Genomic DNA, 13,121 nt, shown 5'->3' on the forward strand with positions numbered 1-13,121 from the left:
GGAGCCGATCCGCCCAGTCAGGCCACAGAGCCGATCCGCCCCGTCAGGCCACCGAGCCGATCCGTCCCGCCGGGGCCGACGGCGTGTCGTGGTGGATCGGGGTGTGCGCGCCGGTGAGCGAGACGCCGCTGCCGCCGCGCCGGTTCGCGACGATCTCGGCGGCGATGGACAGGGCCGTCTCCTCGGGCGTCCGGGCCCCCAGGTCCAGGCCGATCGGGGAGCGCAGCCGGGCCAGTTCCAGCTCGGTCACGCCGACCTCGCGCAGCCGCTCGTTGCGCTCCAGGTGGGTGCGGCGCGAGCCCATGGCGCCGACGTACGCCACGGGCAGCCGCAGGGCGAGCCGGAGCAGCGGGACGTCGAACTTGGCATCGTGGGTGAGGACGCACAGGACCGTGCGCGCGTCCACCTCCGTGCGCTCCAGGTAGGTGTGGGGCCATTCGACGACGATCTCGTCGGCCTCCGGGAAGCGGGCCTTCGTGGCGAAGACGGGGCGGGCGTCGCACACCGTCACGTGGTAGTTCAGAAACTTGCCGACCCGTACCAGGGCCGACGCGAAGTCGATCGCGCCGAAGACGATCATGCGGGGCGCGGGGACGGAGGACTCGATCAGCAGCGTGAGCGGTGCTCCGCAGCGTGAGCCCTGCTCTCCGATCTCCAGGGTGCCGGTGCGGCCGGCGTCCAGGAAGGCGGCCGTCTCGCCGACGACCGTGCGGTCCAGTTCGGGGTGGGCGCCGAAGCCGCCGTCGTACGAGCCGTCCGGGCGCACCAGGAGCGCGCGGCCCCGCAGCTCGGCCGGTCCCGCCACGATCCGCGCCACCGCGGCGGCCTCGCCGCGCGAGGCGGCGGCGAGCGCGGCGGCCACCACCGGCCGGACGGGGTCGCCCGCCCGGACCGGGGTGACGAGGATGTCGATGATGCCGCCGCAGGTCAGGCCGACCGCGAAGGCGTCCTCGTCGCTGTAGCCGAAGCGCTCCAGGACCGTCTCGCCGTCCTCCAGCGCCTGTTGGCACAGCTCGTAGACCGCCCCCTCCACACAGCCGCCGGAGACCGACCCGATCGCCGTGCCGTCGGCGTCGACCGCGAGGGCGGCGCCGGGCTGGCGCGGGGCGCTCCCGCCGACCGCCACCACGGTGGCCACGGCGAAGTCGCGTCCCTGCTCGACCCACCGGTGCAGCTCTTCGGCGATGTCCAGCATCTGTCGGTCTCCTTAACAGCGGTGTGGGGAGGGCGGTGGGGGGCGGCTAGTGCACGCCCAGCCATCCCTCGATGGGGTTGAGGGCGAAGAACACCACGAAGATCGCCGTCAGCGCCCACATGAAGGCGCCGACCTCCCGCACCTTGCCCTGGGCGGTCTTGATGGCGACGTAGGCGATGACGCCGGCGGCGACACCCGCGGTGATGGAGTACGTGAACGGCATGATCACGACGGTCAGGAAGACCGGGATCGCGGTGGCGCGGTCGGCCCAGTCCACATGGCGGGCGTTCATCATCATCATGGCGCCGATGACCACCAGGGCGGCCGCGGCGACCTCGCCCGGCACGATCGCCGTCAGCGGGGTGAAGAACAGGCAGGCCGCGAAGAACAGGCCGGTGACGACCGAGGAGAGCCCCGTTCGCGCACCCTCGCCGACGCCCGTCGCCGACTCGACGAACACGGTCTGGCCGGAGGCGCCGGAGACGCCGCCGATCGCGCCGCCCGCGCCGTCGATGAACAGCGCCTTGGACAGGCCCGGCATCCGGCCCTTGTCGTCGGCCAGCTTGGCCTCGGTGCCGACGCCGATGATGGTCGCCATCGCGTCGAAGAACCCGGCGAGCACCAGCGTGAAGACGATCATTCCGACGGTCATCGCGCCGACTTCGCCCCAGCCGCCGAACTCGACGTTGCCGAAGATCGAGAAGTCGGGCATGGAGACCGCGCTGCCGCGCAGTTCGGGCGCTCCGCCGGCCCACTGCTTGGGGTCGATGACACCGGCCGCGTTGAGGATCACGGCGAGCAGGGTGCCGCCGGCGATGCCGATCAGGATGGCGCCGGGGATCCCGCGCGCCTGGAGCATGAAGATGCCGAGCAGGGTGACGGCGAACAGCAGGACCGGCCAGCCGGCGAGTTCACCGGCGGGGCCCAGGGTGACCGGGGTCCCTTCGCCCTGGTGGACGAAGCCCGCCTTGTAGAAGCCGATCAGGGCGACGAACAGGCCGATGCCCATGGTGATGGCGTGCTTGAGGGCGAGCGGGATGGCGTTCATGATCATCTCGCGCAGGCCGGTGACGACCAGCAGCATGATGACCACGCCGTACATCACGCACATGCCCATCGCCTGCGGCCAGGTCATCTGCGGGGCGACCTGGGAGGCGAGTACTCCGGAGACGGAGAGGCCCGCGGCGAGCGCGAGGGGGACCTTGCCGACGAAACCCATCAGCAGTGTGGTGAGGGCCGCCGCGAACGCGGTCGCGGTGATCAGCGCCTTCTGGCCGAGCGTGTCCCCCGCCGCGTCCTTGCCGGACAGGATCAGGGGGTTGAGGAGGAGGATGTACGCCATCGCCATGAAGGTGGTGATGCCGCCGCGCACCTCACGCGCGACCGTGGATCCTCTGTGGGATATGTGAAAGTACCGGTCGAGCCAAGAGCGTCCGGCCGGAACGCGGGTTCCCGCACCCGCGTCCTCCGCGACGGTCTTCGGCTCCAGTGACTGCTGGGTCATGTGGGCCTACTCCCAAGGTTCAAAGGGGCACCCGCCGGCCGCCGTCGGCGACGGGCGGGATTTGGGAAGGTGCTTCGGCCGCACGACCCGGGGGACGGCCCGAGACGAACGATTCAGTCGTGTTGTTCCAAGTGCCGCGAGCGGTGCGGTGCTTGTGGGGTACTCCGGGCGGCGCGGGGAGGCTGTGACGTTCCTGTGCGCCGCCCGGAGGGTCTTACGCGGTGCCGGTGAGGTGCTCGGGGCGGACCGGCGTCCGGTTGAGCTCGAGCCCGGTCGCGTTCCGGATCGCCGCGAGGACGGCCGGGGTCGACGACAGGGTGGGGGCCTCGCCGATGCCGCGCAGCCCGTACGGGGCGTGCTCGTCGGCGAGTTCGAGCACGTCGACCGGGATGGTCGGCGTGTCGAGGATGGTGGGGATCAGATAGTCCGTGAAGGAGGGGTTCTTCACCTTCGCCGTCTTCGGATCGACGACGATCTCCTCCATCACCGCGACGCCGAGACCCTGCGTGGTGCCGCCCTGGATCTGGCCGATCACGGACAGCGGGTTGAGCGCCTTGCCGACGTCCTGGGCGCAGGCCAGCTCGATCACCTTGACCAGGCCGAGTTCGGTGTCGACCTCGACGACCGCGCGGTGGGCGGCGAAGGAGTACTGGACGTGGCCGAAGCCCTGGCCGGTGCGCAGGTCGAAGGGCTCGGTCGGCCGGTGCCGCCACTCCTCCTCCAGCTCCACGGCGTCGTCCTCGAGGACGTCCACCAGGTCGGCGAGGACCTCGCCGCCGTCGGTGACGACCTTGCCGCCCTCCAGCAGCAGCTCCGCCGTCGCCCACGCGGGGTGGTAGGAGCCGAACTTGCGGCGCCCGATCTCCAGGACCCGCTCGCGCACCAGCTCGCAGGCGTTCTTCACGGCGCCGCCGGTGACGTACGTCTGCCGGGAGGCGGACGTCGAACCGGCGCTGCCCACCTGCGTGTCGGCCGGGTGGATGGTCACCTGGGCGACGCCCAGCTCGGTGCGGGCGATCTGCGCGTGGACGGTGACGCCGCCCTGGCCGACCTCCGCCATCGCGGTGTGCACGGTGACCACGGGCTCGCCGTTGATCACCTCGATGCGCACCTTGGCGGTGGAGTAGTCGTCGAAGCCCTCGGAGAAGCCGACGTTCTTGATGCCGACCGCGTAGCCGACACCCCGTACGACGCCTTCCCCGTGCGTGGTGTTGGACAGACCGCCCGGCAGCTGCCGTACGTCCGCGCCCTCGCTGGACTCCCACTGGCGCTCCGGCGGCATCGGCATCGCCTTGACGCGGCGCAGCAGTTCGGCGACCGGGGCCGGGGAGTCGACGGGCTGGCCCGTCGGCATGATGGTCCCCTGCTCCATGGCGTTGAGCTGCCGGAACTCCACCGGGTCCATGCCCAGCTTCGCCGCCAGCTTGTCCATCTGCGCCTCGTAGGCGAAGCACGCCTGGACCGCGCCGAAGCCGCGCATCGCACCGCAGGGCGGGTTGTTGGTGTAGAGGGCGATGGCCTCGATGTCGACGTCGTCGATGACATACGGGCCGACCGACAGGGACGAGGCGTTGCCGACGACCGCCGGGGAGGCGGAGGCGTACGCGCCGCCGTCCAGGACGATCCTGCACTTCATGTGCGTGAGCTTGCCGTCCTTGGTGGCACCGTGCTCGTAGTAGAGCTTGGCCGGGTGGCGGTGGACGTGCCCGAAGAAGGACTCGAACCGGTTGTAGACGATCTTCACGGGCTTGCCGGTGCGCAGCGCCAGCAGGCAGGCGTGGATCTGCATCGACAGGTCCTCGCGGCCGCCGAACGCGCCGCCGACGCCGGCCAGCGTCATCCGCACCTTCTCCTCGGGCAGGCCGAGGACGGGCGCGATCTGGCGCAGGTCGGAGTGGAGCCACTGGGTGGCGATGTAGAGGTGGACGCCGCCGTCCTCCTCGGGGACGGCGAGGCCGGACTCGGGGCCGAGGAAGGCCTGGTCCTGCATGCCGAAGGTGTACTCGCCCTCGACGATCACGTCGGCCCGCCTGCGGGCCTCCTCCACGTTCCCGCGGATGATCGGCTGGCGGTGGACGATGTTCGGGTGCGGGACGTGACCGGAGTGGTGGTCGTCGCGGTTCTCGTGGACGAGGATCGCGTCCGGGGCGAGCGCGGAGGCCTCGTCGGTGATGACGGGCAGCTCCTTGTACTCGACCTTGATCTTCGCGGCGGCGCGGCGGGCGGTCTCCGGGTGGTCGGCGGCGACGAGCGCGACCGGCTCGCCGTGGTGGCGTACCTTGCCGTGCGCGAGGACCGGGGTGTCCTGGATCTCCAGGCCGTAGTTCTTCACCTCGGTCGGCAGGTCGTCGTACGTCAGCACGGCGTAGACGCCCGGCATGGCCAGCGCCTCGGCGGTGTCGATCGACACGATCTCGGCGTGGGCGACGGTGGAGCGCAGGATCTGGCCCCAGAGCATGTCCTCGTGCCACATGTCGGACGAGTACGCGAACTCGCCGGTGACCTTCAGGGTGCCGTCGGGGCGGAGCGTGGACTCGCCGATGCCGCCCTTGGTCTGGGAGCCCTGGGTGATCTTGGTGGGTGCGCCGTTGGTCGGCATGGTCAGACCCCCTCTGACTGCCGGGCGGCCGCCAGGCGGACCGCGTCCATGATCTTCTCGTAACCGGTGCAGCGGCACAGGTTGCCCGACAGGGCCTCGCGGATGTCCGCGTCGGTCGGGTTCGGGTTGCGCTCCAGCATCTCGTCGGCGGCGACGAGCAGGCCGGGGGTGCAGAAGCCGCACTGGACGGCGCCGGCGTCGATGAACGCCTGCTGGATCGGGGAGAGCTCGGTGCCCTCGCCGGTCTGGGAGTCGGCGGGCTTGGACTCCCACCGCTTGGCCGCGTCCAGCGAGGTGCCGCAGGCGCCGCTCGCGCAGCCGCCCTCGGCGCGCTCCTTGGCGTAGTCCGCCAGGCCCTCGACGGTGACGACCTCACGGCCCTCCACCTGGCCGGCGGCGACCAGACAGGAGCAGACCGGCACGCCGTCGAGTCTGACCGTGCAGGAGCCGCATTCGCCCTGCTCACAGGCGTTCTTGGAGCCGGGAAGGCCCAGGCGCTCACGCAGGACGTAGAGCAGGCTCTCGCCCTCCCAGACGTCGTCGGCTTCCTGCGGACGTCCGTTGACGGTGAAGTTGACGCGCATTACGCAGCTCCCTCCGAAGCGCGGCGGGCGCCGCGGTACGACTCCCAGGTCCAGGTGAGTGTCCGGCGGGCCATCACGCCGACCGCGTGGCGGCGGTAGCTCGCGGTGCCCCGGACGTCGTCGATCGGGTTGCAGGCGGCCGAGCACAGCTCCGCGAACTGCTTGGCGACCGACGGGGTGATGATCTTGCCGTTGTCCCAGAAGCCGCCCTCCTCCAGCGCGGCGTTCAGGAACTCCTCGGCGGCCTTCGCCCGGATCGGGGTGGGGGCGGCCGAGCCGATGCCGGTGCGGACCGTGCGGGTCTCGGGGTGCAGGGCGAGCCCGAACGCGCACACGGCGATGACCATGGCGTTGCGGGTGCCGACCTTCGAGTACTGCTGCGGGCCGTCCGCCTTCTTGATGTGGACGGCGCGGATCAGCTCGTCGGGGGCGAGCGCGTTGCGCTTGACGCCGGTGTAGAACTCGTCGATCGGGATACGGCGGCTGCCGCGCACCGACGCGACCTCGACCTCGGCGCCCGCCGCGAGCAGCGCGGGGTGGGCGTCACCGGCCGGGGAGGCCGTGCCGAGGTTGCCGCCGACGCCGCCGCGGTTGCGGATCTGCGGGGAGGCGACCGTGTGCGACGCGAGGGCCAGGCCCGGCAGCTCGGCCCGCAGATTCTCCATGATCTTGGTGTACGGGACGGAGGCACCCAGGCGCACGGAGTCCTCGCCGACCTCCCATTCGGTCAGCTCGCCGATGCGGTTGAGGTCGAGGAGGTACTCGGGCCGGCGGTGGTCGAAGTTGATCTCGACCATCACATCGGTGCCACCCGCAATCGGCACAGCGGTGGGGTGCTCTGCCTTCGCGGCGAGCGCCTCCTCCCAACTGGCGGGGCGAAGGAAGTCCATGACCGGCTCTCTTCATCGTCTCGTGGGTCGTACAGATTGAGCCAATCCGTGTGCGGCGGGCCCGGCTCGTTCATGTGCTGTTAACGCGGAGTGGAGCCAGTACACAGCGCCGTACTCCAGCGGGGTCAGTCGCAGAAACCATGAAGGAGTTGGCTGGCCAGGGTGGTCATCTTGTAGATTCGTATGAACGGAGGTCCTCAGTAACCCCTCTGTTTTCCTCTGGAAACGTCCGGCCCGTCCGCGTGACCTGGGACACCTCCGAGGAGACGGCGAGCAACCGCACCGGACGACCATGTGTCGGCCCGTCGAACAGCCCGCGCACCAAATCCACCAAGACCATCAGTTTCATCGTAGGTTTCGAGACAAAGAACGGCGGCGACGAGAATGCGGCTGCGCGCACTGCTGGACACCGACGCGCTGGGCCTCAGGCTGCTCGGCGGCGAGGACGAGCTGGACCGCACCGTGCGGGGCGTGATGACCACCGACCTCCGGGACCCCAGCCGCTACCTCTCGGGCGGCGAGCTGGTCCTGACCGGTCTCGCCTGGCGCCGGGACGCCGCCGACTCGGAGCCCTTCGTGCGCATCCTGGTCCAGGCCGGTGTCGCCGCCCTCGCCGCGGGCGAGGCCGAGCTGGGCGACGTCCCCGAGGACCTGGTGCAGGCCTGCGCCAAGCACCGCCTGCCGCTGTTCGCGGTGCACGAGTCGGTGGCCTTCGCGACGATCACCGAGCACGTCGTCCGGCAGGTGTCCGGCGAGCGCGCCGGCGACCTCGCGGCCGTCGTCGACCGGCACCGGCGGATGATGACCTCCGGCCCCGCGGGCGGCGGCCCCGACGTGGTGCTGGACCTGCTCGGCTCCGACCTGGACCTGCGCGCCTGGGTGCTGTCGCCGACCGGACGGCTGATCGCCGGGCCCAAGGTCGCCGGGCCCGGGCTGCCCGCCGAACTGTGCGCGAAGCTCGCCGCCGAGCACCTGGCCGCCGCCCGCACCGGCCGGCGCGGCCCGCACCGGGTGCTGGTCGGCTCGGCGACGTACTCGCTCTTCCCGATCCGCAGCAGCGGACGCTCCCCGCGGGCCTCCCGGGACGTGCGCGAGACCGTGCTGTCGGACTGGGTGCTCGCCGTGGAGGCGGACGCCGGGGACTGGGCCGAGGAACGGCTCGACCTGCTGCACGGCGTCACCCAGCTGATCGCGGTCGAACGCGACCGCCGGGACGCCGCGCGCACCGTGCGCCGGCGGCTCGCCCAGGAGGTGCTGGAGCTGGTGCAGACCGGCGCCGCGCCCGCCGAGATCGCCGCCCGGCTGCGGGTGGCCGCCCCGGTGCTGCTGCCCGGCCTGGGCGCGGCCCCGCACTGGCAGGTCGTGGTCGCCCGGGTCGAGTGGGACGGCGGGGAGATCGAGCCGGGCCCGGTCGCCCAGTCGCTGCTCGAGGAGATCCTGGTCGACCCGCTGGCGACCGGGCCGGAGCCCTCGGACCGCATCGCCGTCGCCCACACCGGCGACGAGGCGATCGCCCTGGTCCCGCTGCCCGCCGTCTCCGCCGAGCACGACGGCTCCGAGACCGGCGTCCTCGCCGACGCGCTGCTGACGGCCGTACGCGAGCCGCTGTCCGCCGGTCTCGACGGCGACGGGCGGGTCACGCTCGGCGTCAGCGCGGCCGTGCACTCCGCCGAGGGGCTGCGCGGCGCGCTGGAGGAGGCCCGGCACGCCCGCCGGGTGGCGGCGGCGCGGACCGGCCGGGTGTGCGCGGCGGGCCACCAGGAGCTGGCCTCGCACGTCCTGCTGCTCCCCTTCGTCCCGGACGACGTCCGCCGCGCCTTCACCGCCCGTCTGCTGGACCCCCTGCGCGACTACGACCGCCGCCACCGCGCGGAGCTGATCCCGACCCTGGAGGCGTTCCTGGAGTGCGACGGCTCCTGGACGCGCTGTGCGACGCGGCTGCACCTGCACGTCAACACGCTGCGGTACCGGGTGGGCCGGATCGAGCAGTTGACGGGCCGTGACCTGTCCCGCCTGGAGGACAAGCTGGACTTCTTCCTGGCGCTGCGGATGAGCTGAGGAACAGCCGGGTACGGGCCGCGTACGAGCCGAAACCTCGGCGGGCCCGGAGTCCCACGACTTTGTGAAATCCTTCACCCACCCTCTTGGCCGGGCCGGGCGATCCGTGCTGAGATGCCGCCACCACTCAACAGCTCGATGGCGTGCTCGGGGAGGGCGAGGTGGCGTATACCGCCATGTCTGGTAACGGAACGACCGACGGTGACGATCCACTCCAGACCGCGGTATGGCGGCTGCGCTCGCGGGCCTGCTGGGCCGACGCGGCCGCCCTGCTCCAACCGGTCACCGCGGCCGCCGCGTTGCAGCGGGCCGCGCTGCTGGTGGAACGCTGTCTGTACACCGAGCGGGGCTGGGAGGAGGCCGAGGACGCGCTGCGCACCGCGGAGGCGCTGGCCCACGGCGACGACGAACGGGGCGCGGCCGCTTGTGAACGCGGGTACTTGGCGTACGCCGCCACCCTTCTCGGGGTGCGGGACCGCGCCGACGAGGCGCGCGCCGCGCTCGGCCGGGCGGCGGCGCTGATCCCTCCGGGCGCACCGGCCCGGGCCCTGCTGGACTTCCGCCGGGGCCTGCTGGCGGAGAACCTCACCCGCTCCCCCCAGGCCGCCCGCGCGGCGTACCGCCGCGCCCACGCGAGCGCCACGACCCACTCCGACGCCCTCCTGCTCTCCTTCACCTGGCGCCACCTCGCCGGACTCGCCCTGCGCGACGGCGAGTTGGCCGAGGCGCGGCACGGCTTCGCCGAGTCCCTGCGGATCCGCGAGGAACTGGGCTATCTGGTGGGCACGGCCCCGGCGCTGGTGTCCCTGGCGGACACGGAGACGGAACCGGAGGCGTCACGGCTGCGGGAGGAGGCGCGCCGGCTGTTCCAGCTGCTGGGGGGCGTACCGACGTGGCTGGCCCGCCATCTGGCACCGCCGGAGGCGGGGGCGGCGACTGCTTAGGGCTCCGCCCAAGCAGCCGAGGGTGGGCGCTGGGGGTACCCCCTGCTCGAAGAGCTTGGGGGAGGCACCCCGTCAGCGCCGGGCCGCGCGTCCCACCCCTGCCCGGCGTCGACGCCGGTTCACGCCCCACCGCCGGGAAAGTGCTCCCCCACCAACACCCGCACAGCCTCCGCGTCCCCCGCGATCAACGCGTCCAGCAACCCCACATGCTGGGCCGCGTCGGCCATCAGCTCCGTACGGCTACGACCCCCGGCCACCCCCGCCGGCGGCCACTGCACCCGCCGATGCAGATCATCGGCGATCCGCACCAGCTGCCCATTGCCCGCGAGCCCCAGCACGGCCCGATGGAACGCCCGATCCGCCTCGGCGTACGTGACCCTGCACCCGGACGCCGCCGCCCGCACCGTCGCCTCCGCCAGCGGCCGCAGCTCGGCCCACCGCGCGGCGGGCACCGTGCGGGCGAGCCGCAGCAGTACGGGCACCTCGATCAGCGCCCGCACCTCGGCCAGCTCCGCCAGCTCCCCCGCGTCCCGCTCGACGACCCGGAAGCCCCGGTTGGGGACGACCTCGACGGCCCCTTCCAGCGCGAGCTGCTGCATGGCCTCGCGGACCGGCGTCGCCGAGACCCCGAACCGCTCGCCGAGGGCGGGCGCGGAGTACACCTCGCCGGGCCGCAGCTCCCCGGTGACCAGGGCGGAGCGCAGCGCCTGGAGGATCTGCCCGCGCACGGACGACCGCTGCACGACGGGACGGGGCGGCTCCGGGGTCGCGGGCCGCGCCTGCGGAATCGGTTGTTCACTGTGCGTGTGCTCACCCCGCGCCGCCGCGCCGGCCGCACCCCCGCCGGCCGTGTCCCCGCCGGCCGCCGAGGCCCGCGCCTGCGGCGGCACCCGGGTGGCGGCCGCCTCACCGCTGCCCGCCGGAGGGCCGGAAGCTCCGGGGTCCGTCCCGGCGGAGCCGTGCGCGGCCTGCTTCACGGGTGCCTCCTGACGGGCTTGTCGTCCGTTGTCGTCGGTTGTCGGTGGTTGGGGAGATTACGGCGGGTTGTTACTCGTCCGTCAAGCACCATAGGCGCACCCGGCGGTAGTTCAAACTTCCGATCGATTGGGTAAGGTAAGGCTTACCTCTCGACCTGGCTCTACTCGACCCCGAAGGGGCGGTCCCGGTATGCCTGTGCCGTCTTCGGCCGTCGCGGACGCGTACGCCCGCCTCACCGACGTCTTTCCGGGGCTCACCGTGACCGAACTGGGAATCGAGGACCCGGCCCCCCGGGGCGGCGGATGGGTCGCCGCCGCCTCGCTCGCGGAGGGCGGAGCCGGCCTCGACGCCTTTCTGGCCTGGGACGACGCCCAGATCGTCCGGGACTACGGCCAGCAGGCCCGCCCGGACGTGGTCGGCAGCTTCGGCCTGCACCGGTACGCCTGGCCCGCCTGCCTGCTGATCACCGTCCCATGGTTCCTGCACCGGCGGGTCCCCCGCTACCCCGTGACGCATGTCTCGTACGACCGCTCGACTCCCGGCCTCTCCATCGGCCGTATGGCCGTGCGGCCGGCCGGCTTCGCCTGCCTGCCCGGCGACCCGGCCGCCGCGCTGCCCGGCGCCCGGGTGGTCGCCGGCGAGGAGGCGCTGCGCGCCGAGGTGCGGGCGGCGGTCGCCGAGCATCTGGAACCGGTCCTCGGCGGCTTCGGCCCGCGGATGCGCCGGCGCGGCCGCGCGCTGTGGGGCATGGCGACCGACGAGGTCGTCGAGGGGCTGTGGTACGTCGCCCATCTGCTGGGCGAGCAGGAGCGGGCGCGGCGCGAGCTGGAGCTGCTGCTGCCGGGGGCGACCAGGCCGTACGTCGGCTCGGCGGCCTTCCGCGAGCTGACCGGCCCGGACGGCGAGTCGCTGCCCACCCGTGACCGGGCGAGCTGCTGCATGTTCTACACCCTGCGCCCCGAGGACACCTGCGCCACCTGCCCGCGCACCTGCGACGCGGACCGGATCGCCAAGCTGACCGCCGCGGCGGCGGGCTGATCCACCGTCACTTCCGCCCCACAAGCACATTCGCGCCGCCGGAACTTTCCACGGAACCGCCCGCACGGGTGGTCTTGTTCGAACTCAACTACCGCCTGCCAGACGGCAGTTCGAGCATATCGTCGTCCTGGGTATCCCCTTCCCCCTCCTTGGCGGCCTCTTGCCGCGAAACCCCCTGAGGTTCCGCGGGTCTGGGCCACTATGGCGGGCGTCGTTACGCCCTATCCCAATGCAAGGGAACCCCCAGATGAGACTGACCGAGATATCGCTGAACTGGCTGCTTCCGGGCGCCGTACTGCTCCTGGGCATGCTGGCGGCGGTGGCGGTGCTCGCGCGCGGCAAGCGGGCCGCGGGGAAGGACTCGAGCGCCGACGACTCGTGGGAGCGCAACGAGGAACGCCGCAGACGCAAAGAGGCCATCTACGGCACCGTCTCCTACGTCCTCCTCTTCTGCTGCGCCGCGGTCGCGGCGGCGCTCTCCTTCCACGGCCTGGTCGGCTTCGGCGAGCAGAACCTCGGCCTCTCCGGCGGCTGGCAGTACCTGGTGCCGTTCGGTCTGGACGGCGCCGCGATGTTCTGCTCCGTGCTCGCGGTGCGCGAGGCCAGCCACGGTGACGCGGCGCTCGGCTCCCGGATACTCGTGTGGACCTTCGCCTTCGCCGCCGCCTGGTTCAACTGGGTGCACGCACCCCGCGGTGCCGGTCACGCCGGCGCCCCCCACTTCTTCGCGGGCATGTCCCTGTCGGCCGCGGTCCTCTTCGACCGCGCCCTCAAGCAGACCCGCCGGGCCGCCCTGCGCGAGCAGGGACTGGTGCCCAGACCGCTGCCGCAGATCCGGGTCGTGCGCTGGCTGCGGGCCCCGCGCGAGACGTACAAGGCCTGGTCCCTGATGCTCCTGGAGGGCGTGCGCAGCCTCGACGAGGCGGTCGAGGAGGTGCGCGAGGACAAGCGCCAGAAGGAGCAGGAGCGGATGCGCCGCCGCGACAAGGAGCGCCTGGAGCGCGCCCAGCTGAAGGCGATCAGCCGGGGCCACCGCGGCTTCGTCGGCCGGGGCGGCGGACGGCAGGTGGAACTGCCGTCGGTGGAGCAGGGCTCCGAGATGGTCACCGCGGAGCCTGCCATATCCGCGCCGGAGCAACTGCCGGTACGCGCCCGGCCCTCCCTGCAGCCGGTCCGCAGCGGATCCGCTGACCGGATCACCGTGGACCTCACCGCGGAGGACGACACGATGGCCCTGCCGCGCCTCGACTCCCTGGAGCGCAAGCTCAAGGACCTGGAGCAGCAGTTCGGCTAGCCCGGACCGGGGACCGGGCGACGAGGGGACGGGGTGC

Annotated in this window: 10 protein-coding genes; 4 read left to right on the forward strand and 6 right to left on the reverse strand. The window is 72.5% G+C overall.

What is annotated here, in order from left to right:
- Positions 1 to 43: 43 nt before the first annotated feature.
- The 5 genes from ACZ42A_RS20105 to ACZ42A_RS20125 all read right to left on the reverse strand — a co-directional run bounded on the left by ACZ42A_RS20105 (position 44) and on the right by ACZ42A_RS20125 (position 6,772).
- Positions 44 to 1,195: an XdhC family protein gene (locus ACZ42A_RS20105; protein WP_468528581.1), complete on the reverse strand. Its 1,152-nt coding sequence runs from the start codon at positions 1,193 to 1,195 to the stop codon at positions 44 to 46.
- A 46-nt stretch (positions 1,196 to 1,241) separates the two neighbouring features.
- Positions 1,242 to 2,699: an NCS2 family permease gene (locus ACZ42A_RS20110; RefSeq protein ID WP_468528582.1), complete on the reverse strand. Its 1,458-nt coding sequence runs from the start codon at positions 2,697 to 2,699 to the stop codon at positions 1,242 to 1,244.
- A 214-nt stretch (positions 2,700 to 2,913) separates the two neighbouring features.
- A complete protein-coding gene (pucD, locus tag ACZ42A_RS20115) occupies positions 2,914 to 5,298 on the reverse strand; it encodes a xanthine dehydrogenase subunit D (protein ID WP_468528583.1) in 2,385 nt (794 codons plus the stop codon).
- A 2-nt stretch (positions 5,299 to 5,300) separates the two neighbouring features.
- Complete coding sequence (locus ACZ42A_RS20120) at positions 5,301 to 5,882, reverse strand: (2Fe-2S)-binding protein (RefSeq protein ID WP_468528584.1); 582 nt, start codon at positions 5,880 to 5,882, stop codon at positions 5,301 to 5,303.
- Complete coding sequence (locus ACZ42A_RS20125) at positions 5,882 to 6,772, reverse strand: FAD binding domain-containing protein (RefSeq protein ID WP_468528585.1); 891 nt, start codon at positions 6,770 to 6,772, stop codon at positions 5,882 to 5,884. Before ACZ42A_RS20125 ends, ACZ42A_RS20120 begins: the two co-directional genes overlap by 1 nt.
- 384 nt (positions 6,773 to 7,156) lie before the next feature.
- Here ACZ42A_RS20125 and ACZ42A_RS20130 point away from each other — a divergent pair, with 384 nt between their 5' ends.
- Both ACZ42A_RS20130 and ACZ42A_RS20135 read left to right on the forward strand, forming a co-directional pair.
- A complete protein-coding gene (locus tag ACZ42A_RS20130; RefSeq protein WP_468528586.1) occupies positions 7,157 to 8,830 on the forward strand; it encodes a PucR family transcriptional regulator in 1,674 nt (557 codons plus the stop codon).
- Between the two features lie 176 nt (positions 8,831 to 9,006).
- On the forward strand, positions 9,007 to 9,774 hold the full coding sequence (locus ACZ42A_RS20135; RefSeq protein ID WP_468528587.1) for a hypothetical protein: 768 nt from the start codon (positions 9,007 to 9,009) through the stop codon (positions 9,772 to 9,774).
- 119 nt (positions 9,775 to 9,893) lie between these two features.
- Here ACZ42A_RS20135 and ACZ42A_RS20140 read toward each other — a convergent pair whose 3' ends face one another.
- The gene (locus ACZ42A_RS20140) at positions 9,894 to 10,751 is read right to left on the reverse strand and encodes a GntR family transcriptional regulator (protein ID WP_468528588.1); all 858 of its coding nucleotides are present in this window, start codon (positions 10,749 to 10,751) and stop codon (positions 9,894 to 9,896) included.
- Between the two features lie 190 nt (positions 10,752 to 10,941).
- On the opposite strand from ACZ42A_RS20140, the gene ACZ42A_RS20145 reads away from it, so the two are divergent.
- Positions 10,942 to 11,790 (forward strand): (2Fe-2S)-binding protein, encoded by an 849-nt coding sequence (locus ACZ42A_RS20145; protein ID WP_468528589.1) that lies wholly within the window; start codon positions 10,942 to 10,944, stop codon positions 11,788 to 11,790.
- Positions 11,791 to 12,037: 247 nt separating this feature from the next.
- The gene (locus tag ACZ42A_RS20150; protein ID WP_468528590.1) at positions 12,038 to 13,084 is read left to right on the forward strand and encodes a DUF2637 domain-containing protein; all 1,047 of its coding nucleotides are present in this window, start codon (positions 12,038 to 12,040) and stop codon (positions 13,082 to 13,084) included.
- Positions 13,085 to 13,121 lie beyond the last annotated feature (37 nt).

Source organism: Streptomyces sp. NPDC030838, from assembly GCF_055572035.1.